The organism is Mesorhizobium sp. M0159 (genome assembly GCF_040322295.1).
Classification (GTDB): domain Bacteria; phylum Pseudomonadota; class Alphaproteobacteria; order Rhizobiales; family Rhizobiaceae; genus Mesorhizobium.
The window spans coordinates 1-19597 of the sequence record NZ_JAMYTF010000031.1; the positions used below are offsets into that span (position 1 = coordinate 1).

The following is a 19597-nucleotide window of genomic DNA, read 5'->3' on the forward strand; positions in this document are numbered from 1 at the left end:
GGGGGGGGGTCGCCTCGGGCCCGGGTGGGCTCCGCGCCGCCGGTCTGGGTCCATGGCGACGTTGCCTCGGGCAATCTGCTCGTCGAAGATGGCAAACTGTGCGCGGTCGTCGATTTCGGCAGCTCGGCTATCGGCGATCCTGCCTGTGACCTGGTGATCGCGTGGACGGAATTTTACGGCGAGAGCCGCCAGGCGTTCCGCGCCGCCATTGCCCTTGACGAGCACAGCTGGGCGCGCGCACGGGGCTGGGCGTTGTGGAAGGCGCTGATCGTCGCCTCGGGACATGACGGCAACCAGCGCGAGGCGGAAAAATCGTGGCGGGTCATCGATGAGGTGCTGGCGGATCACACAAACAGTCGAAGCGGGAAGGCTAATTCAGTCTGAACGCGTCCCGCTCTAGTAACGAAAGCATTACTGCCCGCCCATCTCCTTCCTGAACGTATCGAAATCGACCTGCATGCCGTTGAAGATGGTGCTCCAATGGCGGGTCAGCGCTGAAACGGCGACCGCCTCCTGGATCTCCTCGTCGGTGGCGCCGGCGCGCTTGGCGTCCTGCGTGTCCGACCAGATACAGTAGTTGCACGGGATTTGCGCCGCCACCGCCAGCGAGATCAGCGACTTGACCTTCGGCGGCAGCGCCGTCTTGTCGCTGAGCTGGATGGCCTTGACCTCGGCCCATGCACCGGGCAGACCGGCTTTCGGGAACTGCTTTACGAAACCGGGCACCCCGCCCATGGTCGACTGGATGTCCTTGACGGTCGCGTCATACTCATCGGCATAAGAAGGAGCTGCAGCCAGGGTCAGCACACAGGTGGCGGCGAGCAGGCAGGCGCGGCGGATGGAAGAATGCGTTGATGAAAGAGTACGATAGGCAGACATGACATTCTCCTCTGGCATTTGTTGGCCTTACGGTGTAAGGTAACGTCGAAAATGAACCTTACAGCGTAAGTTGTCAAGCGGCACCATGGACACATCGATCAAAAAAAAGCGACTGCGCGGCCGGCTGTCTCGCGAGATGATCGAGGATGCGGCTTTGAAGGTTATCGAGAGCGAGGGCCTCGCCGGGTTTTCGATGCGCAAGCTGGCGGCAGAACTCGGCTGCGAAGCCATGAGCATCTATCACCACTTTCCTTCGGTGGCGCATCTCTTCGAAGCCTTGGTGGATCGGCTGATCGGCTCCCTCGAAATGCCCGACGCGGACCTCCCTTGGCGACAAAGGTTACGCATTGCCGTGCAGGATTTCCGCCGCGTCGCGCGTGAGCACCCGGCCTTTGCCACGTTCCTTGTAACCTACCGGATGAATTCGCCGACGTGTCTCACTTGGCTGAACGGCATCCTTGGCCTGTTCGAGGCCGGCGGCTTCCGACCGGAACTGGGTGCGCGGCTGTTCCGCACCACCGGCTATTATCTGATGGGTGCCATCCTCGACGAGACTGCCGGCTATGCAAAGGGGCCTTCGGCCGTGAGCACCGTCAGCGATGAGCAACTGGCGCAGGATTTTCCAAAAGTAGCTGCGGCGGGGCGTTATTTCGGCACCGCCGAATTCGACCGGACGTTTGATCTCGGCCTTGACATGCTCCTGGACGAAATGGAGCGCGCCCGCGACGGCGCCAACGCGCCGAATACCGGGTCTTGACCTCATGCGCTCTCTGTTCGCCCTGATCCTGCTCATCGGTACCGGCATCGGCGTCGTCTACCCCTGGGCGATGACCAACTTCTCCGGCCGTGAGATCGGCACCTGGCGGGTGTATGACCAGGGCCGGTTCAAGCCGGTGACGGTACCCCTGAGCGCACGCGACGGGCCGCTACGCGTGCTGGTCGATCTTACGGCAAGAGCCGAGCGCATCGTCTCGCAGCAGCGCACTGTGTTGACCCTCACTGCCGCCGCCGGCGGCAGGACGGTGCTCGCCTCGACGCTGCAGTTCAATCACTCCGACAATCCGCGCCAGGTCAGCCCGCAACTGCCGGACAGGATCTTTCGCGACGAGGCCGGCCTGATCCCGACCGTTACCCCTGGTTCCTACATCTTCACCGTCGGTCCGGGCGACGCCGAAGGCATTCCGATGCGGGCCGTCGATCTCGTCCTGCGCTCGGGTGCCGGCGAGGTCGACCGCCGGGCGCGCCCGGTCGGTTTTTCCCTGATGGCGGCCGGCCTGGTCGGGCTGGTGCTGGCATTCCGTTTCGGCGGCCGCCGGCCGGAAAATCCAAACTCGCAGCCGCCACCGCCGCGCTGGGGCAGGGGCTCCAATTGAACTATCGCCACGCCTACCATGCCGGGAACTTCGCCGATGTCGTCAAGCATGTCGTGCTCAGTCGGCTGATCGAATATCTGAAGCAGAAGGACAAGGCGTTTCGGGTCATCGACACCCATGCCGGGATCGGCCGCTACGATCTGTCCTCGACCGAAGCGCAAAAGACCGGCGAATGGCAAGGCGGCATCGGCCGGCTCGTCGATGCGGCCCTCGATGCTCCGGCGGCGGCACTGCTGTCACCGTATCTTGAAGCCGTAAATTCGCTCAATCCGGACGGCGGCGTGAAAAAATACCCGGGTTCGCCGCTGATCGCCCGGCACCTGATGCGCAAGCAGGACCGGCTGTCGGCAGTCGAACTGCACCCTAAGGATGTCGTCAGGCTGAAGGCGCTGTTCGACGGTGACTTCCAGACCCGGGTGATCGAGCTCGACGGCTGGCTGGCGCTCGGCGCGCATCTGCCGCCAAAGGAAAAGCGCGGCCTCGTGCTCATCGATCCGCCTTTCGAGGAAGGGGGCGAGTTCGGTAGCTTGGTCGACGGGCTGCAAAGAGCCCATCGGCGCTGGCCAGGAGGGATTTACGCGCTGTGGTATCCGCTCAAGGACCGCAGGGCGGTCGCCGCCTTCCGCAAGGCGCTGAAGCAGACGGGCATTTCGAAGCTGCTCGACATCGGTTTTGAGATCAGGCCGGACGCCGTCGAGCCGAGCCTCGACGGCTGCGGCATGGTGGTGGTCAATCCGCCCTTCACGCTGGAAGGCGAGTTACGGACGCTGCTGCCGGCGCTGCACCGGCTGCTTGCACTTGAGCAGCCGTCGCATTGGACGCTGGACTGGCTGGCGGGAGAGTAGTTTGAGGCGCGGCCCTGCCGTTCCGTCAGCGCAACCATCGTCACCACAACCACGGTCGCTACAACCGCTTGACCGCGCGTCAGCGAATCCGCACAGTGCGCGCAGTCGACCTTGAGAGGCTGCCATGACTCGCTTCGCCCAATCCGCCCTTGCCGCACTGCTCGCCTTTTGCACGCCGCTGGCCGCACCTCTTGGCGTCACCCAGGCAGTCCAGGCGGCCGACCTTGCAATCTATACCGACGAGGATAGCGGCGTCTGCGGCGAGGCCTGGGTGCTGAACAAGATCACCGACCGCTTCTCCTATCAGGTGCATCACGTGCCGCATCTGCCGGATGTGCAGATCGTCGACTTCCAGCGCATCCACCAGCATCGCTATCTGCCGGCCGACGACACCTGGCCGATCGGCCGCCGTTATTGCGGCGCCACCGTCAGCCTCTCCGACGGCGGCGCCCGCACCATCTGGTACCTGATCGAGGAAGGCCAGGGTTTTGCCTCGATCGGCGACAATGTCGAATTCTGCGTCTCGGGCTTCGACCGCTGGATGGTCTACAACGGCCGCTGCCGCGTCCTGCGCTGATCGCGCACTCGCTGATTCCGACTTTTTAGCACCGGCCACCTGATCGACCGTCACCGTTTCCATGCGGCGCAGCATTCGCGGGAAGCGCGATCTGCTGTCACGAGTTTGCGGGGAAACAGCACCACATGGATTCGCTTGTTTATACTGTTGCTCTCGGCGCGGTCTTTGCAGGCTTCGTCCAGGGGCTGTCCGGGTTCGCTTTCAGTCTGGTTGCCATGTCGTTTTGGGTTTGGACCGTGGAGCCCCAGCTTGCTGCCGCCATGGCGGTCTTTGGGGCGCTCACCGGCCAGATCATCGCCGCCGTCACCGTCCGCCGGGGCTTCGACCTCAAGCTTCTGCTGCCATTCCTGATCGGGGGGATCATCGGGATTCCGGTCGGTGTCGCCATCCTGCCCTTGCTGGATGTGCAGTTGTTCAAGTTGGTCTTCGGAGCGCTGCTGGTCGTTTGGTGTCCCTTGATGCTCTTTGCGCGTCGCCTCCCTCCCATCACGGTCGGGGGTCCTGTTGCAGACGGTGCAATAGGTCTGGTCGGCGGCGTCATGGGTGGACTTGGCGGCTTCACCGGCCCGGTTCCAACGCTGTGGTGCGTGCTGCGCCAATGGGAAAAGGACAGGCAGCGTATTGTCATCCAGAATTTCAACCTTGTGACCCTCTCCATGACGATGGCTGCCTATCTTGCGGCCGGAAAGATCAAGCTCGAAATGCTGCCGATGTTTGCCGTCGTCGCGCCGGCGATGTTGATACCAACACTCCTTGGCGCGAGACTCTACATCGGCGTTAGCGAGGCGACTTTTCGAAAGATCGTCCTCGCACTCTTGGCCGCATCAGGTGCGGCATTGTTGGCATCGTCCTTGCCGCACCTCATAAGCCGGGTTTGAACGACACACAGAAATCCCGACTTCCGCCGTGCCATGCGCTATCGACCGATGCGGCCTGCTCCCGATAGGTAGGCGCAGACCAGTTCGACGAGTTGCTTTTGCAGCTCCGGCGCGGCGAGCATGTTCCGGCGTGCCGCGTTGTGGATCACACCTTCGATCGCTGACGACAGCACGCGCGCCACGGTCTGCATGTCGGCGCCTTTCCTTGGCTTGCGATAAGTGGCGACAGCAGTCGCATAGTGGTTGAGGTATTGTGCCTGGAACGAAGCATGGGCGGCCCTGGAGCCGCGATCGCCCGGCGCCTCGTCGAGCAGCACCTGATGTAGTGTCGGGTGAATGCTGTGCGCGGCGATCATGCCGCGCACCAGCTCCTGCGCGAATTTCCTGAGCGGCTTTTGGTCTTCCGCCGAATCGCGAATGACCGACAGCACATGATCGAAGTGACGGCGCCGGACGGCAGCGAGCAGGGAAAGCTTGTCGGGAAAATACTGGTAGAGCGTGCCGATGCTTACACCTGTTGTCTCGGCAACCTTGTTGGTGGTGAAGCCGGCCCAGCCCAGCCCGCTCAGAACATGAGCCGCCGCCTCGATGATCGCCTCGACGGTTGCCCTGGAACGCGCCTGGCGCGGCTGTTTGCGCATGCGCGGATGCGGTTTTGCAATGCGAGTAGACACGTTCGCCCATTCTCCTGAAAATATAAACAACATACTCGCATTTCCGGAAAAGGACACCGACCATGAATGCGCTCGCTCTGCTTCGCAGCCTGTTTGCCTATCAGGCCTGGGCCAATGACGAACTGCTGGAAAAGCTCGCGAGTCTCGACCCGCATGTTCACGGCAAGGAACGGCAGGCCGTGATACGGCTCGTCGATCACAGCCATGTGGTGTCGCGGATATTCTCGGCGCACCTGGTTGACGCAAGCCATGGCTACTCCGCCGACACCACCGAGGACACGCCGGCGTTCGACGAACTTCGCGCCGCGGTCGCAGCGACCGATCGCTGGTATCTCGATTATCTCGAAACCGTTTCGTCGCGGCAGCTGTCCGAGCCCGTCGCATTCGTGTTCACCGACGGGGATAAGGCATTGATGTCGCGACAGGAAATGCTGACCCACGTCGTACTGCACGGCGGCTATCATCGCGGTGAAGCGGGGCGCATCCTGGCGCAGATTTCGGTCATGCCGCCATGGGATACCTTCGCCGTCCATCTCCACAGGGCCGAGCCTTCGCGCCGGCTGCAGATAAGCCGTGAACCGCTCGGCGCCTGAACGGCCGAGCGCTTTCGATCACGGTCGGCTCGACCGGATCTATCGAACGATATCCTGTCCTTTAGAAATGCGAGCTATCTGCTTACTTTCATCGCGTCGTGCAAGATAGTGCAGCGGCGTGCTCGTCGCGTTGCTTCCTACTTACCTGTAGTTTATCGTTTCGGACAAGACGAGGCGGGCGACCGCCTTCGCTCTTGACAATGTTCGCGCCGAGCGTCGGACGTTGAAGCGCAAAGCAGGTCGAAAAGGTCCTGAGCTTGACGAGAAGACCGGTCGAGATAGAGCGACCAGAATTTCTGTCGCAGAACTTCGCTGCGGGACACAAAGATTCGCAGCCGATTTTTGCGCGGGTAAAATGGTCGCGCGCTCGCCGTAACCAAAACTTAAGCTGCAAAAATCATTCTAATGCTTCGCTGGCTAGCAAGCCGCGAGTCAGATATGCAATGCGCGCCGGGTCAATAACGGCCGTCGGCACAACGGAAGGGGCATGATATGGCTAAGCAGTCATCCAAAGCGCCGGCATCCAAGGCACCGGCAAAGTCACCGGCAAAGAAAGCACCAGCAAAAGCAGCCGCGGCAAAGGCCGCAACTGCTGTGAAGAAAGCAGCACCCGCTGCCAAAGCGAAAGCCGCCGCGCCTAAGGCAAAAGCAGCGCCGGCCAAAAAGCCAGCCGCCAAGGCCGCGGCAAAACCGGCCGTGAAGAAAGCAGCACCTGCCAAGGCAAAAGCAGCACCGGCCAAGGCCAAGGCTGCACCGGCCAAGAAGGCGGCACCGGCCAAGAAGCCGGCTGCAAAGGCCGTGGCGAAGCCCGCTGCGAAGAAGGCAGCACCGGCAAAGGCCGCCGCTGCGAAATCTTCTGCAGCAGTGAAGAAAGCAGCGCCCGCGGCCAAGCCGAAGGCAGCGCCCGCAAAGGCGAAGGCCAAGAAGTAGTCGCGGTCCTGCTGTCGCAGGGGACAGTACTCAAGACAGCCAGGGCGGGATGCCGGACAGGCGCCTCGCTTCTTGGTTGACAGTCGGGCAGGACCAGAAAGAGGCGGGAGGAAGACGTCTTTTCGCAGCTCCCAGGACTTCGCCATGCGGCGAAGTCCGGTGGGATTTTCGTGGCTGCCAAAACCAACCTTCGGTGCAAGGCCGAGTTGGTAGCTAATCGGATTTGGATTGTCCGACCCGCTCGCGTCTGCCGCACTGCGGCTTATCACATCGCGATTGACGTCGAGACAATGGTTATACGCTGGCGGCGCGGTTTTCCGCCTCTGGCCGTTGATGAACCCTGCATGATCGGTCAACAGTGCCCACGCACGAGCTCCCTGTCGGAATCGATTTTCGGTGAGGGTCATACGCGAAGTCACAATGCTACAGCGTCCTTTTGCGCGTCCAACGGGGCATATGGAGCTGTAGCCGGCAAACAGGAATCGACAATGCCCAGACTGCTCTACGCGTCTACTTCCCCCTACAGTTCCAAGGTGCGCATGGCAGCACTTCATGCCCGCATTGCGGTCGATCTCGTGCCGATAAAGACCGAGGAAAGGCCGGCCGAACTGATCGGCGCCAATCCGCTCGGCAAGATCCCGGTGCTGGTGCTCGATGACGGCCGCTCGGTCCACGACAGCCGCGCCATCACCCAGCATCTCAACCGGATGTCGAAGAACGCATTGTTTCCGCGCAATCCCGACAAGCGCCTTGAGGCGGAGGTGCTGGAGGCATTGGCCGACGGCATCTGCGACTGCGCGCTGTCGATGGTCTATGAGCGGCGCACACGGCCGGAAGAGATGGTCTACCAGCCTTGGCTCGAGCGCCAGTGGACGAAGATTTCGGCCGCGCTCGATCTGCTCAACGCGAACCCGCCGAAGCTGCCGAAGAAAATCACCCTCGGCCAGATCGCACTGCGCGCCTGCCTCGGCTATCTCTCGCTGCGCTTCGCTGGAAAATGGGAAAAGGGCCGCGGCCGGCTGACGCGCTGGGCGGCACGCTTCGACGAGAAATTCCCGGAGCTGAAGCCCGCTATCCCGGCTTGAGGACAAGCGGTCTCAACCGATGCCAACAAAAAAAGCCGGGCGCGAGGCCCGGCTTTTTCGTGTCGTGGCTTGGACGACTTAGAACTTCATACCGACGCCGAAGGTGACGCGATTGTCGGTCGACTTGACCTTGCCGATACCGTCGAAGTCCTTCCTGCCGAAGTCCGTGTAACGATACTCGACACGGCCGAACACATTGTCGGTGATCTTGATGTCGGTACCCACGCCGGCTGTCCAGCCAAACTGCGTGTTGGTGTCGCTTACGCCGGCAGCTTCAATCTTCTGGTTCTTCAGCGCGCCACCGGCGGTGCCGTAGAGCAGGATGTCCGGGGTGACAGCGTAGCCGAGACGGGCACGCAGCGAGCCCTCGAAGCCACCCTTGGCCTCGATGCCGGCATCGTCGCCCTTGACGCCGTTGTAGCCGATATCGGCTTCGGCACCGTAGACGAAGTTCTCCTGCTGCCAGTTATAGCCGCCGAAGACACCGCCGACAAAACCCTTGGTGTCGACGTCGACGCCAATGTCTTTGGCTTTGGCGTGGCCAGCGAAGCCGTAGCCGACGCTCACACCGGCATAGGGACCAGCCCAGGATGCGACCGGAAGTTCTGCGATCGGGGCAGGTGCCGGCGGCTCTTCCTGAACCACGTCCGCGGCATAGGCGGTTCCGCCGAGGGCGAACAGCCCAAACGCCACCGCGAGCGGTCGCGCAAATTTAAGATTGGCTTGCATTGTTCTTTACTCCTTAAGCCACAGGACACAGGCTTGTTTTTTCATGAGCGCCCTCAACCCGTCCGGGGGGTGAAACGGATCCGGCGTTCAACGGTTCCAAATGTCGTGTCGAAATGCGGCTGAAGCGAACCTGAACTTGGGTCATTACCTGGCACGAATGAGGCAGAACCTTGACGTTGCATCTTCGCAACAGCGAATGTCAGCAGGTTCGCCGTGCTGCACTGCACACGGCTTGGTGTAAGGGCTCCAGCGCCCTATATTGCGGGCGGGCTGGCCCGAATTCCGGTCGAGCCAAAACGCCCACCGGCCACTTTGCCACAATCCTGCCCCAGGTGGAAATGGGATTTAACGCTTGGCGGGCCATAATTTGCCGGCGCGATCCCGGCAGGTCGGAATCGGCATCGGATTAAGGATTGACAGATGAGCAAGGTCGCCGCGACGGCACTGGTGACGGGCGGGGCGAAGCGGATCGGCAGGGCGATCGTCGAAGATCTTGCCGCGCATGGTTTTGCCGTCGCCATTCATTGCAATCGCTCGCTGGCCGAGGCGGAGGAACTGGCGGCCCAGATCACCAGTGGTCATTTTGGTCGACATGGCCGGGCCGCAGTGATTGCTGCCGACCTGACCGAGATGGACGCCGTCGGCGACCTGGTCGGTCGCGCGGCGGCGGCGCTCGGGCCGGTGTCGCTGCTGGTCAACAACGCCTCGCTGTTCGAGCACGACAGCGTTGAGGATTTCGACTGGCCGGCCTGGGATCGCCATTTCGCCATGCATGTCAAGGCGCCGGCGCTGTTGGCGCAGACTTTCGCCCGGGCCTTGCCGCAGAACAGTGAGGGGCTGATCGTCAACATGATCGATCAGCGCGTCTGGCGACCGACGCCGCGTTATTTTTCCTATGCGCTGTCGAAGTCGACCTTGTGGGCGGCGACCGAGATGATGGCGCAGGCGCTGGGTCCCCGCATCCGTGTCAACGCCATTGGTCCTGGCCCGACCTTGAAGAACACGCGCCAGCACGACAGCGATTTCGATGCCCAGATTGCCGGGCTGATCCTGAAACGCGGCCCGGAATTGCCGGAATTCGGTGCCACTATCCGTTATCTCTGGGCGGCACGCTCGGTCACCGGCCAGATGATCGCGCTTGACGGCGGCCAGCATCTTGCATGGCAGACGCCCGATGTGACAGGCATGACGGAATGAGCCCCATGGACCAGAAACAAAAAACGCGCGGTGGCGCCGACGACCTGCCGCCCGAAATCGACCTCGAGGACGAGGCGGCCGAGGAAGTCGTCGAGCCTGCAGCCAGCGGTCCGGACGTTACCTTCACCGCCATCGACTGGACCCCGCATGCCGGCGACGCCGACGGCATGGTCGGCGCCGAGGTGATCCAGACGCTGGTAAAGCGGCTGCCCAATGCGCCCGGCGTCTACCGCATGATGAATGCCGCCGGCGACGTGCTCTATGTCGGCAAGGCACGCAGCCTGAAGAAGCGGGTCACCAGCTACGCGCAAGGCCGGTTCCACACCAGCCGCATCGGCCGCATGGTGCGCGAGACGTCGACCATGGAGTTCGTCGTCACCCGTACCGAGATCGAAGCGCTGCTGCTTGAAGCCAACCTCATCAAGCGCTTGCGGCCACGCTTCAACGTGCTGATGCGCGACGACAAGTCGTTCCCCTATATCCTGTTGACCGGCGATCATGTCTCGCCCGGTATTTACAAGCACCGCGGCGCGCGCTCGCGCAAGGGCGATTATTTCGGCCCCTTCGCCTCGGCCGGCGCAGTTGGCCGTACCATCAACTCGCTGCAGCGCGCCTTCCTGCTCAGGAGCTGCACCGACTCCTTCTACGAGAACCGCACCCGGCCTTGCCTTTTGTTCCAGATCAAGCGCTGCGCCGGCCCGTGCACCGGCGAAATCTCGCACGGCGACTATGCAAGGCTTGTCGCCGAGGCGAAGGATTTTCTCTCCGGCCGCAGCCAGAAGGTGAAGACGGAGATCTCCGCCGCCATGCAGCAGGCTTCGGAGAACCTCGATTTCGAACGCGCCGCCATCTATCGCGATCGGCTGGCGGCGCTGTCGCATGTGCAGAGCCATCAAGGCATCAATCCGCAGACCGTCGACGAGGCCGATGTCTTCGCCATCCATCAGGAGGGCGGCCAGGTCTGCATCCAGGTGTTCTTCTTCCGCACCGGCCAGAACTGGGGCAACCGCGCCTATTTTCCCAAGGCCGATCCGGCGCTCGAAGCCGGCGAGGTGCTGGGATCGTTCCTGGCGCAGTTCTACGACGACAAGCCGACGCCGCGCACCATCCTGTTGTCGCATGGCGTCGAGGACCAGGACTTGCTGGCGGAGGCCCTCTCCACCCGCGCCGGCCGCAAGGTGTCGATCTCCGTGCCGCAGCGCGGCGAGAAGAAGGACCTGACCGACAACGCGCTGCAGAACGCGCGCGAGGCGCTCGGCCGGCGGCTCGCCGAAACCTCGACCCAGGCGCGGCTGCTCACTGGCTTTGCCGAGACCTTCGGCGTGGAAAAACCGCCGGTGCGCATCGAGGTCTATGACAACTCGCACATCATGGGCACCAACGCCGTCGGCGCCATGGTCGTCGCCGGGCCGGAAGGTTTTGTGAAGAACCAGTATCGAAAGTTCAACATCCGCTCGACCGAGATCACGCCGGGCGACGATTTCGGCATGATGCGCGAGGTGATGCAGCGGCGCTTTTCGCGGCTGTTGAAGGAACATGGCGACGCCCCGCAAACCGAGGACGCGGGCGAGGCGAGCCCTACCGAACCGGGCGACGATATCGAGGACGCGGGCGGCTTCCCCGCCTGGCCCGACGTCATCCTCATCGACGGCGGCCAGGGCCAGATGACGGCGGTGCGCAAGATCCTGGCCGATCTCGGCATCGAGGACCGGGTGGTGGCCATCGGCATCGCCAAGGGTCAGGACCGCGATGCCGGCCGCGAACGCTTCTTCGTCAAGGGCAAGGCCCCATTCTCGCTGCCCGTTCGCGATCCGGTGCTCTATTTCGTCCAGCGGCTGCGTGACGAGGTCCATCGCTTCGCCATCGGTTCGCACCGCGCCCGCCGCAAGAAGGAGATGGTCAAGAGCCCGCTCGACGAGATCAGCGGCATCGGACCCGGCCGCAAGCGCGCGCTGCTGATGCATTTCGGCACGGCCAAGGCCGTCAGCCGCGCCGCCGTCGAGGACCTGGTCAAGGTCGACGGCATTTCCGAGCAGGTGGCGAAATTGGTCTACAATCATTTTCACGAGAGCTAAGACGTATTGCCGACATTTCGGCTGGCTAATCGATTCTGGCCTGTTGACCCCCCACATTCGCTTCTGATTTGACTAAGCAGGCAGAAAGAGTTCCCAAAACATGGCTCAGCGCGCGTTCAACTTGCCCAACATGCTCACTTACGCCCGCATCCTGGCGGTGCCGCTGGTGGTGCTGTGTTTCTTCCTGGAAGGGCATCTGAAATCGAGCGACTTCGCGCGCTGGTCGGCGCTCGTCATTTTCCTGCTCGCCTCGATCACCGATTACTTCGACGGCTATCTGGCGCGCGCCTGGCAGCAGACCTCCAACATCGGCAAGATGCTCGACCCGATCGCCGACAAGCTGCTGGTCGCCACTTGCCTGCTGCTGCTTGCCGCCGACACCGACCGCCATGCCGGCATCGCCGGCTGGTCGCTATGGGCGGCGATCATCATCCTGTGCCGCGAGATCCTGGTCTCGGGCCTGCGCGAATATCTGGCGGCCTTGAAGGTCTCGGTGCCGGTGACGCAGCTCGCCAAATGGAAGACCACCATCCAGATGATCGCCATCGCCTTCCTGCTTGCAGGTCCCGCCGGCGACAAGATCTTCCCGCTGACCACCCAGACCGGGCTGGTGCTGCTGTGGATCGCAGCCCTGGTGACGCTCTACACCGGCTACGACTATTTCCGCGCCGGCCTCAAGCACATCATGGATGAATAAAATGTCGACGAAGCTCATCTATTTCGCCTGGGTGCGCGAGCGGATCGGCAGACCGGAGGAAGAGGTCGAACTGCCGGCCGGCATCGAAACGGTCGCCGACCTGTTGCGCTGGCTGAAATCGCGCGGCGAGGAGTACGAGAACGCGCTGCAATATCCTGACGTGATCCGCGTCGCCATCAACCAGGAACATGTCGAGCACCGCGAGAAGATTGCCGGCGCGCGCGAGATCGCGCTGTTCCCGCCGATGACCGGTGGCTGAACCATGTCCGCGGTGGTGCCGGTCGTGCGCATCCAGGCGGAGGATTTCGACGTCGCCGCCGAGATCGCCAGGCTGACCAGGGGTCGCAACGATATCGGCGCTGTGGTGACCTTCTCCGGCCTTTGCCGCGACGAGCAAGGCAGGCTCTCGGCGCTCGAGCTCGAACATTATCCCGGCATGGCGGAAGCCGAGATATCCCGCATCGCCGGCGAGGCAATCGAGCGCTGGCCGCTGCAGGGGCTCACCGTCATCCATCGCCACGGCAAGATCGCGCCCGGCGAAAACATCGTGCTGGTGGTGGCCGCTTCCGCCCACCGGCAGGCGGCGTTCGAGGCCGCGAATTTCCTGATGGACTATTTGAAATCACGCGCGCCGTTCTGGAAAAAGGAACACCATAGCGACGGTTCCGAGGGCGGCTGGGTCGACGCCAAGGATGCCGACGACAAGGCGGCGAGCCGCTGGAAGCAGCCGCCGTCCGAATAAATCCCGCGACAGCCATTCATTGACCGCAATCCTGCGAGACCCTTGGCCGGAAGGGGAGCAGGATCATGCTGGACAGGATCGCCGAGTTCTTCATCTTCGGACTGGTGCCGCTGGCCGTCGGCATCCTGGCCGTTCCGGATCATTCCGCGGCTGCCGAAAAGACCCTCAAGGGCGAGGTGATGTATCGCGAGCGCATCGCGCTGCCGCCCAATGCCGTGCTTTCCGTGCAGCTTGCCGACGTGTCGCTGGCCGACGCCCCGGCCGCAATCATCGGTGAGCGCAAGGTGGTGCCGGCCGGCCAGGTGCCGATCAAGTTCGAGATCAGCTTCGACCCGCGGGTGATCCGGCCTGATCTGACCTACGCGCTGCAGGCGCGCATCACTGTCGATGACCGGCTGCTATTCGTCACCGATACGCGCCATCAGGTCGACCCGCTCAGCGACGCGCCACAGACCATCATGCTGAAAATGGCGGTGCCGGGCGACGAGCCGGCGGCAGCCTCCGTGTTCGGCCAAAGTTGGCTGGTCGAATATATCGACGGCATCGGCGTGATTGCCGAGCCGCGGGCGACATTCCGCATCAGCGAAGCCGGCAAGGCCGGCGGCAGCGGCCCTTGCAACGTCTATTTCGCCACCGCCAGGATAAACGGCTCGACGATCGCTATCAGCGACATCGGCTCGACCTTCAAGGCCTGCGCGCCTCAGGTCATGGCCGAGGAAAAGGCGCTGTTCGAGGCGCTGGCCAAAGCAGCATCCTACCACGTCGACGCCGGCAAGCTTGTCATCATTGACAGCGGCGGCCGCGCCATTCTGCGCTTCAACGCCGCGAGCTAGCGCATCACCCAAGCCGATTACTCTCTGCGGCAGCTGCATGCCGATCACGTTGTGTTTCAGCGGGAATAGGCCGGGCAGGGGGCGCGTTAGTTCTTCATAAATGGCGGGTAAGGCAAAAGGGACGTTTGTCCCTTCGTTGAAGCCGCCAGAATGGCTGCGGCTCGTTCTGGCCTTAACTCAAAGGAGTCCAGACATGAAAACGCACACGCTTATCCTTGCCGCCACCGGTGCATCGCTCCTTGCCTTTACCGGCCTTGCCAAGGCGGACGACCATCTCGTCAATGCTCTTGACCACGGTCTCAAAGCGGACAGCCAACCGTTCCAGACCAACAAGGCCGGCCATAGCGGCGATCTCGCACCGGGGCAGGGCAGCCCGTTTTCAGGTGAAGAGACCAAGACCCCGTCCACCGACACGGAAGCGGCGAACGAACATGCGAACGTGAAGGAACGCCAGGCGAAATAGACTGACAGAACCCGCCGCTAGGGGGCGGCGGGCGACATGTATCGGGCGACGATGCCGCATCTCATGCGATATTTCTCAATTCGTCGCGAGTTTGAATACCGCGCCATAGTGATAGGGCGGCACATCAACCAGCTCGGCGAGCTTGAACCCGCTCGCTTCCACCGACGCGGTGGTCTGTTCGGGTGACAGCCTCAGCTCGGTCTTTGGCCCGCGCGGCTCGCTCAGGACCGTGGTCTGCTCGCGCGGATACTGGTGCCAGTTGACGATGGCAAAACGACCGGCAGGGCCAAGCGTCGCGCGCACGGCGCGGGCAAGCCGCGGCCGATCCGGAACGCCGTGGAAAGCGTTGGCGATAAAGACGAAGTCGACGGTTTGAGGCACCAGCCTGGCGAGTTCATAGGCGTCGCCCGCCAAAAACTCGCAATTGCTCGCGCCTCCTTCGGCCAGCCGGCGCCGGGCGACTTCGAGCAGATCGGCATCGATGTCGATCGCAATGACCTGACGGGCGACCCTGGCGATTGGCAGCGTGAACCAGCCGTCGCCGCAGCAGAGATCGACCACGTCCGTGCCGGGCTTCATGCCGACTGCCGCCAGGACACTGGCAGGCTCGGGCCACAGCGCTTCCCACCAGCCGCTGGTTGGCATTTCGGTGCCTTGGAAGAAACCGGGAATGGTGCTGGTCATGGCCTGGTCGGCTCCATTGTCGGGACCGCGTTTGATCCGCCCCTCCGAGCTTAACGCACCCGTGACCCGTCGAGGAGCCTGAAGCTGAAAATGTCCGCTACTGCATGTCGCGCAAAAGTGTGCAGCGGTTTTGCGATAACGACACGCATCAAGACAAGAAACCTAAAGCGCGTCGCATGAGGCCGGTCGAACGCGACGCGCTTCAGCAAAAAAGGCCGGCGTTGCGCCGGCCTCTTTGATGGAGTTCGGGATGCCGGCTCAGCCGACGATCTCGGTGTCCGAGAACCAGTATTTGATCTCCTGCGCGGCGGTTTCCGGCGCATCGGAACCATGCACGGAATTCTCGCCGATCGACAGCGCGTGCAGCTTGCGGATGGTGCCTTCGGCGGCGCTTGCCGGATTGGTGGCGCCCATCACTTCGCGGTTCTTGGCAATGGCGTTCTCGCCTTCCAGTACCTGCACGACTGTCGGGCCCGACGACATGGATTCGACCAGCTCGCCGAAGAACGGACGCTCCTTGTGGACGGCATAGAAACCTTCCGCCTCGCGGCGGCTCATCCACACCCGGCGCGAAGCGACGACGCGCAGGCCGGCATCTTCCAGTATCTTGGTGATAGCGCCGGTGAGATTGCGACGGGTCGCGTCCGGCTTGATCATGGAAAAGGTGCGTTCGAGCGCCATGGGATCGTCCTTGTGATGGAGAGTGGAATTGAGGGTGGCGGGCTCTATACAAGCCGCCCGCCGCCTTGCCAAGGGGAGGCCGGCGCGGCGCGCATTTCTGCGCTGGGGCGGCGGACTTTCAAGTCGAACCATGCCGCCGCTCCATCTTTTTGCTGAGCATCGGATTTTCCAGAAACCGGTACTCACTTTGGGTCCGATCGACTGGCCGCCCTATAGCGCGTCGTCGTCAGCCTGACCCAACGTCGTCATAACTGCATCTCGATCGTCAGGTTTGCCGTGTCGCCAGCTCCGAGGCCTTCGCGGACCCGCACCGCGGTCTTGATCGGCAAGAGCAGGCTGCCGGATTTCTTGTCGGGAAACAGCGATGTCCGCCATCTGGTCTGGCCGACGACGGCTTCCACGCCAAGCGAGCCCCAGGGCCTTGCCATCCCCACCATCGCCGTCTTGATCCGGGCTCCAAGCTCCGGCGGCAGCGTCACGAAATGCCAGCCGCCCTTGCCCGGATAGACCCAGATCTCGGCCTGCATGTCGTAGCGAAACATTCTATGCCCTTCCTCAGGTTAAGGCCGTCACGACTGGCTTTGCCATGGTGTCTTGTTGGCGATGCTGACGATCGGCGAAAATCATCCAGAATATCCATTCTGCCCTGCAAGGGAGGAGCGCAAAGAGGATGGTAGCGCCGCGGTTGCACTACCGCCTTATCACGATCGAAGCGCGCCGGACCTCCCAGCCTTCCCGTTCCAGTTCCGGCACACTGTGTTCCTCCGAGGGATAGCCGACGCAGAAATAGCCGATCAGCGTCCACTCCGCCGGCACGTCCATGATCGTCGCCATCTCGGCCGGATCGAGGATCGAGACCCAGCCCATGCCTAGTCCTTCGGCTCGCGCCGCCAGCCACATCGTGTGGACCGCCATGACAGCGGAATAGTCTATGGTGGCTGGCATGGTCAGGCGGCCAAGCCCATGCCCTTGCTCGGTTGCGCGGTCGGCGAAAACCGCAAGCTGGCAGGGCGCCTCATTCAGGCCGGCAAGCTTCAGGCGCGAATACAGGGCGGCGCGTTCACCGCAAAAGCTTTGGAGTGCCTCCGCGTTGCAGCGCTCGAAGCAGGCCCTGACGGCGGCGCGGCATGCTTCGCTCTCGGCGACGACGAAGCGCCAGGGCTGGCTCAGCCCGACGGACGGTGCGGCGCTGGCAAGCTCGAGCAGCCGCTCTAGCGCTCCATCGGGGAGCGGCGTCGGCTTGAATCGCCTGACGTCGCGCCGCCACAGGAAGAGGTTGGCGAGCGCAGCGCGAAAATCGGCCGGGAAATCTGGGTTTGCGATCATGGCGCGCTGCCTTTGTTGTGATTGCCCGGTTCGCCGGATGTTCGTCTTGTTTGCTTCGATCCAGGCGCTGATGAGGCGCTTCGAGCGACACTTCGTCTACCCGCATTGTCGCATTTCGCCGGCTGGCAACTTTCAGCTAAAGCCGGACGACGTCCCTGCCGGCAACGCCGTTGGACCTCGATCGGCAAAACAAAACCCGCCTCGGCAAGCCGGGCGGGGCGTCGGTGCGAATCATCACCATATCGAGATTAGTAGCATAGCTGCCGGCACAAAGCAAGAACAAAATGTGGCGCCTCCGATGAAAACTGCCGATTTCAACTCTCGAGCGGGGCGATCGCTGCCGGCGCGACCGTGCGGCCGAGGCCGCCATGCAGATCGAGGCATCGTTCGAACCATTGCGCCACGACATCGCTGTCGTCGAGCAGCCGGTAGGGCGTGGCGATGCGCGCCCATTGCAGCGCGCCGAAAACGATGTAGTCGGCAAATAGCGGCGACCGGCCGCCGATGAAGGGCTGATAGCCAAGCATCGAGCGCAGCGGCTCCAGCGAGGCGCGGAAGCCGGCGAGCCCGCCGTCGCGGGTGGCGTAAACCGCCTCCAGGCGCTTGCCGAAGCGCTGCTCGCGGTTCTGCCGGAAATAGGCGGCGTTCGCCTCGTCCTGCATGGCGTGCAGGTCCAGTATCGCAGCGGTGGTGACGTAGGGATGGATGGTCAGCTGCGACCAGCGTTCGATGAAGCGCGCCGTCGCCTTACCGCCGTCGCCGGAAAACAATGTCGGGCGCTCAGGATAGGCCTCCTCGAGATAGAGCGCGATAGCGAAGGAATCGGCGACCACCGTCTCGCCGTCGCGGATCACCGGAACGAGCTTCGAGACGCCGCCTTCCACCTTCGGCACTTCAAGAAAACGGGTCGGCACGCTGGTGATGTCCAGCCCTTTGTGAGCCAGCGCCATCGCCGCCTTCCAGCAATGTGGGCTGAACGGGCGGGCGGCGTCGCGTCCGACAAGGTCGTAGAGCAGAATGGTCATTGGCGGCAGCGTCCTTGCAGTCTAACTATGGCCGAAACAGACCCGCGCAGGGGGTCTCGCAGGTCGAGAGAAAATGAAACAGCATTTCAGGATGTTTGCGGCCTACAATCAATGGGCCAACGGCCGCATCTACGATGCCGCCGCCGATCTCGACGAGGAAGAGTTCGACCGCAATGTCGGCGTCTTCTTCGGTTCGATGATGGGAACGCTCAACCACCTCCTGGCAGCCGACCGTATCTGGATGAAACGCTTCACCGGCGAGGGCGACGCGCCGGCAAGGCTCGACACGATCCTGCACCGCGCCTTGCCAGGCTTGCGGCTGGCGCGCGAGGCCGAGGACAAACGGATCATCGACTGGGTCGACGGCCTGAGCGACAAGGCGCTGTCGGGCCGCTTCTCCTACATGACCGTCTCGGATATGCGCACCGTCTCGCAGCGGCTGGCGCCGGCGCTCGACCACTTCTTCAACCACCAGACCCACCACCGCGGCCAGGCGCATGCGATCCTGACCATCCTGGGCAAGCCAAGCCTCGGACTGGACCTGACGATGTTCCAGCGCAGCGAGGAGGGCAGGGCTTTCGCCTGAACCTGGGGCGGCTGGTGACGCGGACGGTGGATAGAGGACGATCTGCCGAGATTGCAAAACGCGCCAAAACATTTTATGGAGCGGACGGTCGTGAGGGCGGCCGCTTCAGCAGCATTCAGCAGCAACAGCGAGAATTGGCACGCATGCCCAATGAACCCTTGCGCCTCGTGGCGTTCTTCGCCGTGGTCCTGGCGCTTCTCAACTCCGGTTATTATTTCCACCAGGGCGACATCGTCGCGACCATCTATTTCATGATCGGCGCCATTCTTGTGACCGCGGTCACCCGGATGAGCATCAGAAGGCAGCTGATTTAGGATCCGCCGGGCCAGCACTGGTGACCGGAATCCGGCCGGCCATGACGAAGAGTCTTGTCAGGCGGCGTAGCCGCCGAGGCCCCGGGCGACCGGCTTGACCGAGACTGCCGGCTGGGCGGCCGGCCAGAGGATGCCTGCCGTCACGGCGAAGGTGATCAGGGCGTCGCGTGCCGCTTCGGCCGAGATATCGCCGGCACGTGCCGCCTCGCAGGCCTTCACCGCGGCGCCATAGCTCAGCCGGCGGCGCGAAGGCGGGAACTCGGTCAGGAATTCGTGCATCTCGGAGAACGAAGCGATCGTACGCTTGTAGCCGGCGCCAACGGTTAGGGCGACCGGGGTGGAAAACGTCCTGTCGTGCATTCTGGCCTCTCGAATGGGCGGAGGTCACGGCGGACGCCGTTCTCCGGTCTG

27 protein-coding genes are annotated in these 19597 nt (G+C 62.9%); 17 read left to right on the forward strand and 10 right to left on the reverse strand.

Annotation, left to right across the window (positions count from 1 at the left end; genetic code table 11):
- A partial coding sequence (locus tag NKJ32_RS24615; protein WP_352829116.1) for a phosphotransferase occupies window positions 1–384 on the forward strand: 384 nt, incomplete at its 5' end.
- A 27-nt stretch (window positions 385–411) separates the two neighbouring features.
- Here the strand turns inward: NKJ32_RS24615 and NKJ32_RS24620 are convergent.
- Window positions 412–879, reverse strand: a complete 468-nt coding sequence (locus NKJ32_RS24620) for a carboxymuconolactone decarboxylase family protein (protein ID WP_352454415.1) — start codon at window positions 877–879, stop codon at window positions 412–414.
- A gap of 85 nt (window positions 880–964) precedes the next feature.
- Here NKJ32_RS24620 and NKJ32_RS24625 point away from each other — a divergent pair, with 85 nt between their 5' ends.
- The 5 genes from NKJ32_RS24625 to NKJ32_RS24645 all read left to right on the forward strand — a co-directional run bounded on the left by NKJ32_RS24625 (window position 965) and on the right by NKJ32_RS24645 (window position 4552).
- Window positions 965–1636, forward strand: a complete 672-nt coding sequence (locus NKJ32_RS24625) for a TetR/AcrR family transcriptional regulator (protein WP_352829118.1) — start codon at window positions 965–967, stop codon at window positions 1634–1636.
- Window positions 1637–1640: 4 nt separating this feature from the next.
- Window positions 1641–2252 carry a hypothetical protein gene (locus NKJ32_RS24630; protein ID WP_352829120.1) on the forward strand — a complete coding sequence of 204 codons (612 nt, stop codon included), beginning with the start codon at window positions 1641–1643 and terminating at the stop codon, window positions 2250–2252.
- A complete protein-coding gene (locus tag NKJ32_RS24635; protein ID WP_352829122.1) occupies window positions 2249–3097 on the forward strand; it encodes a 23S rRNA (adenine(2030)-N(6))-methyltransferase RlmJ in 849 nt (282 codons plus the stop codon). Before NKJ32_RS24630 ends, NKJ32_RS24635 begins: the two co-directional genes overlap by 4 nt.
- Window positions 3098–3221: 124 nt before the next feature.
- Entirely contained in the window at window positions 3222–3674 is a 453-nt protein-coding gene (locus NKJ32_RS24640) for a hypothetical protein (protein WP_023677684.1), read from the forward strand.
- A gap of 125 nt (window positions 3675–3799) precedes the next feature.
- The gene (locus tag NKJ32_RS24645) at window positions 3800–4552 is read left to right on the forward strand and encodes a sulfite exporter TauE/SafE family protein (RefSeq protein ID WP_352594391.1); all 753 of its coding nucleotides are present in this window, start codon (window positions 3800–3802) and stop codon (window positions 4550–4552) included.
- Window positions 4553–4590: 38 nt separating this feature from the next.
- Here the strand turns inward: NKJ32_RS24645 and NKJ32_RS24650 are convergent, their stop codons facing one another.
- Window positions 4591–5226 carry a TetR/AcrR family transcriptional regulator gene (locus NKJ32_RS24650; protein ID WP_502896680.1) on the reverse strand — a complete coding sequence of 212 codons (636 nt, stop codon included), beginning with the start codon at window positions 5224–5226 and terminating at the stop codon, window positions 4591–4593.
- A 62-nt stretch (window positions 5227–5288) separates the two neighbouring features.
- On the opposite strand from NKJ32_RS24650, the gene NKJ32_RS24655 reads away from it, so the two are divergent.
- The gene (locus tag NKJ32_RS24655) at window positions 5289–5819 is read left to right on the forward strand and encodes a DinB family protein (protein ID WP_352594392.1); all 531 of its coding nucleotides are present in this window, start codon (window positions 5289–5291) and stop codon (window positions 5817–5819) included.
- A gap of 455 nt (window positions 5820–6274) precedes the next feature.
- On the opposite strand, the gene NKJ32_RS24660 is transcribed toward NKJ32_RS24655, so the two are convergent.
- Window positions 6275–7156 carry a hypothetical protein gene (locus tag NKJ32_RS24660; RefSeq protein ID WP_352755916.1) on the reverse strand — a complete coding sequence of 294 codons (882 nt, stop codon included), beginning with the start codon at window positions 7154–7156 and terminating at the stop codon, window positions 6275–6277.
- Window positions 7157–7237: 81 nt separating this feature from the next.
- Here NKJ32_RS24660 and NKJ32_RS24665 point away from each other — a divergent pair, with 81 nt between their 5' ends.
- A complete protein-coding gene (locus tag NKJ32_RS24665; protein ID WP_352569696.1) occupies window positions 7238–7834 on the forward strand; it encodes a glutathione S-transferase family protein in 597 nt (198 codons plus the stop codon).
- 78 nt (window positions 7835–7912) lie between these two features.
- Here NKJ32_RS24665 and NKJ32_RS24670 read toward each other — a convergent pair whose 3' ends face one another.
- Complete coding sequence (locus NKJ32_RS24670) at window positions 7913–8563, reverse strand: outer membrane protein (RefSeq protein WP_292662341.1); 651 nt, start codon at window positions 8561–8563, stop codon at window positions 7913–7915.
- A 420-nt stretch (window positions 8564–8983) separates the two neighbouring features.
- Here NKJ32_RS24670 and NKJ32_RS24675 point away from each other — a divergent pair, with 420 nt between their 5' ends.
- From NKJ32_RS24675 to NKJ32_RS24705, 7 genes are all read left to right on the forward strand, one after another.
- Window positions 8984–9760 (forward strand): SDR family oxidoreductase, encoded by a 777-nt coding sequence (locus tag NKJ32_RS24675; RefSeq protein WP_352594394.1) that lies wholly within the window; start codon window positions 8984–8986, stop codon window positions 9758–9760.
- On the forward strand, window positions 9757–11835 hold the full coding sequence (gene uvrC / locus NKJ32_RS24680; RefSeq protein ID WP_352829124.1) for an excinuclease ABC subunit UvrC: 2079 nt from the start codon (window positions 9757–9759) through the stop codon (window positions 11833–11835). Before NKJ32_RS24675 ends, uvrC begins: the two co-directional genes overlap by 4 nt.
- A 100-nt stretch (window positions 11836–11935) precedes the next feature.
- Entirely contained in the window at window positions 11936–12532 is a 597-nt protein-coding gene (gene pgsA / locus NKJ32_RS24685) for a CDP-diacylglycerol--glycerol-3-phosphate 3-phosphatidyltransferase (RefSeq protein WP_023677675.1), read from the forward strand.
- Window position 12533: 1 nt separating this feature from the next.
- Window positions 12534–12791 carry a molybdopterin converting factor subunit 1 gene (gene moaD / locus NKJ32_RS24690; RefSeq protein WP_023677674.1) on the forward strand — a complete coding sequence of 86 codons (258 nt, stop codon included), beginning with the start codon at window positions 12534–12536 and terminating at the stop codon, window positions 12789–12791.
- Window positions 12792–12794: 3 nt separating this feature from the next.
- Window positions 12795–13274 carry a molybdenum cofactor biosynthesis protein MoaE gene (locus NKJ32_RS24695; protein ID WP_352817565.1) on the forward strand — a complete coding sequence of 160 codons (480 nt, stop codon included), beginning with the start codon at window positions 12795–12797 and terminating at the stop codon, window positions 13272–13274.
- Window positions 13275–13339: 65 nt separating this feature from the next.
- Entirely contained in the window at window positions 13340–14107 is a 768-nt protein-coding gene (locus NKJ32_RS24700) for a YbaY family lipoprotein (protein ID WP_352829126.1), read from the forward strand.
- A 193-nt stretch (window positions 14108–14300) separates the two neighbouring features.
- Complete coding sequence (locus NKJ32_RS24705; protein WP_254820285.1) at window positions 14301–14570, forward strand: hypothetical protein; 270 nt, start codon at window positions 14301–14303, stop codon at window positions 14568–14570.
- Between the two features lie 75 nt (window positions 14571–14645).
- Here NKJ32_RS24705 and NKJ32_RS24710 read toward each other — a convergent pair whose 3' ends face one another.
- The 5 genes from NKJ32_RS24710 to NKJ32_RS24730 form a co-directional block, all read right to left on the reverse strand.
- Window positions 14646–15254 carry a class I SAM-dependent methyltransferase gene (locus tag NKJ32_RS24710; protein WP_352829128.1) on the reverse strand — a complete coding sequence of 203 codons (609 nt, stop codon included), beginning with the start codon at window positions 15252–15254 and terminating at the stop codon, window positions 14646–14648.
- A 258-nt stretch (window positions 15255–15512) separates the two neighbouring features.
- Window positions 15513–15935 (reverse strand): nucleoside-diphosphate kinase, encoded by a 423-nt coding sequence (gene ndk, locus NKJ32_RS24715; RefSeq protein WP_023677669.1) that lies wholly within the window; start codon window positions 15933–15935, stop codon window positions 15513–15515.
- A gap of 245 nt (window positions 15936–16180) precedes the next feature.
- Window positions 16181–16477, reverse strand: coding sequence for a DUF1905 domain-containing protein (locus tag NKJ32_RS24720; RefSeq protein ID WP_352680750.1), 297 nt, complete (start codon window positions 16475–16477; stop codon window positions 16181–16183).
- 148 nt (window positions 16478–16625) lie between these two features.
- Window positions 16626–17261 (reverse strand): 5,6-dimethylbenzimidazole synthase, encoded by a 636-nt coding sequence (gene bluB, locus NKJ32_RS24725; RefSeq protein ID WP_352829129.1) that lies wholly within the window; start codon window positions 17259–17261, stop codon window positions 16626–16628.
- 314 nt (window positions 17262–17575) lie between these two features.
- On the reverse strand, window positions 17576–18286 hold the full coding sequence (locus NKJ32_RS24730) for a glutathione S-transferase family protein (RefSeq protein WP_352829131.1): 711 nt from the start codon (window positions 18284–18286) through the stop codon (window positions 17576–17578).
- A 73-nt stretch (window positions 18287–18359) separates the two neighbouring features.
- On the opposite strand from NKJ32_RS24730, the gene NKJ32_RS24735 reads away from it, so the two are divergent.
- Together NKJ32_RS24735 and NKJ32_RS24740 are read left to right on the forward strand one after the other, a co-directional pair.
- On the forward strand, window positions 18360–18872 hold the full coding sequence (locus NKJ32_RS24735) for a DinB family protein (protein WP_254820279.1): 513 nt from the start codon (window positions 18360–18362) through the stop codon (window positions 18870–18872).
- A gap of 14 nt (window positions 18873–18886) precedes the next feature.
- Window positions 18887–19186: a hypothetical protein gene (locus NKJ32_RS24740; RefSeq protein ID WP_352594406.1), complete on the forward strand. Its 300-nt coding sequence runs from the start codon at window positions 18887–18889 to the stop codon at window positions 19184–19186.
- 57 nt (window positions 19187–19243) lie between these two features.
- Here NKJ32_RS24740 and NKJ32_RS24745 read toward each other — a convergent pair whose 3' ends face one another.
- The gene (locus tag NKJ32_RS24745) at window positions 19244–19546 is read right to left on the reverse strand and encodes a DUF982 domain-containing protein (protein ID WP_023677662.1); all 303 of its coding nucleotides are present in this window, start codon (window positions 19544–19546) and stop codon (window positions 19244–19246) included.
- Between the last annotated feature and the right edge of the window lie 51 nt (window positions 19547–19597).

Coding starts and splice junctions, on each gene's coding strand:
- NKJ32_RS24620 (WP_352454415.1), bottom strand. CDS start 879: ATGTCTGCCTATCGTACTCTTTCATCAACGCATTCTTCCATCCGCCGC.
- NKJ32_RS24625 (WP_352829118.1), top strand. CDS start 965: ATGGACACATCGATCAAAAAAAAGCGACTGCGCGGCCGGCTGTCTCGC.
- NKJ32_RS24630 (WP_352829120.1), top strand. CDS start 1,641: ATGCGCTCTCTGTTCGCCCTGATCCTGCTCATCGGTACCGGCATCGGC.
- NKJ32_RS24640 (WP_023677684.1), top strand. CDS start 3,222: ATGACTCGCTTCGCCCAATCCGCCCTTGCCGCACTGCTCGCCTTTTGC.
- NKJ32_RS24645 (WP_352594391.1), top strand. CDS start 3,800: ATGGATTCGCTTGTTTATACTGTTGCTCTCGGCGCGGTCTTTGCAGGC.
- NKJ32_RS24655 (WP_352594392.1), top strand. CDS start 5,289: ATGAATGCGCTCGCTCTGCTTCGCAGCCTGTTTGCCTATCAGGCCTGG.
- NKJ32_RS24660 (WP_352755916.1), bottom strand. CDS start 7,156: ATGACCCTCACCGAAAATCGATTCCGACAGGGAGCTCGTGCGTGGGCA.
- NKJ32_RS24665 (WP_352569696.1), top strand. CDS start 7,238: ATGCCCAGACTGCTCTACGCGTCTACTTCCCCCTACAGTTCCAAGGTG.
- NKJ32_RS24670 (WP_292662341.1), bottom strand. CDS start 8,563: ATGCAAGCCAATCTTAAATTTGCGCGACCGCTCGCGGTGGCGTTTGGG.
- NKJ32_RS24675 (WP_352594394.1), top strand. CDS start 8,984: ATGAGCAAGGTCGCCGCGACGGCACTGGTGACGGGCGGGGCGAAGCGG.
- uvrC (WP_352829124.1), top strand. CDS start 9,757: ATGAGCCCCATGGACCAGAAACAAAAAACGCGCGGTGGCGCCGACGAC.
- pgsA (WP_023677675.1), top strand. CDS start 11,936: ATGGCTCAGCGCGCGTTCAACTTGCCCAACATGCTCACTTACGCCCGC.
- moaD (WP_023677674.1), top strand. CDS start 12,534: ATGTCGACGAAGCTCATCTATTTCGCCTGGGTGCGCGAGCGGATCGGC.
- NKJ32_RS24695 (WP_352817565.1), top strand. CDS start 12,795: ATGTCCGCGGTGGTGCCGGTCGTGCGCATCCAGGCGGAGGATTTCGAC.
- NKJ32_RS24700 (WP_352829126.1), top strand. CDS start 13,340: ATGCTGGACAGGATCGCCGAGTTCTTCATCTTCGGACTGGTGCCGCTG.
- NKJ32_RS24705 (WP_254820285.1), top strand. CDS start 14,301: ATGAAAACGCACACGCTTATCCTTGCCGCCACCGGTGCATCGCTCCTT.
- NKJ32_RS24710 (WP_352829128.1), bottom strand. CDS start 15,254: ATGACCAGCACCATTCCCGGTTTCTTCCAAGGCACCGAAATGCCAACC.
- ndk (WP_023677669.1), bottom strand. CDS start 15,935: ATGGCGCTCGAACGCACCTTTTCCATGATCAAGCCGGACGCGACCCGT.
- NKJ32_RS24720 (WP_352680750.1), bottom strand. CDS start 16,477: ATGTTTCGCTACGACATGCAGGCCGAGATCTGGGTCTATCCGGGCAAG.
- bluB (WP_352829129.1), bottom strand. CDS start 17,261: ATGATCGCAAACCCAGATTTCCCGGCCGATTTTCGCGCTGCGCTCGCC.
- NKJ32_RS24730 (WP_352829131.1), bottom strand. CDS start 18,286: ATGACCATTCTGCTCTACGACCTTGTCGGACGCGACGCCGCCCGCCCG.
- NKJ32_RS24735 (WP_254820279.1), top strand. CDS start 18,360: ATGAAACAGCATTTCAGGATGTTTGCGGCCTACAATCAATGGGCCAAC.
- NKJ32_RS24745 (WP_023677662.1), bottom strand. CDS start 19,546: ATGCACGACAGGACGTTTTCCACCCCGGTCGCCCTAACCGTTGGCGCC.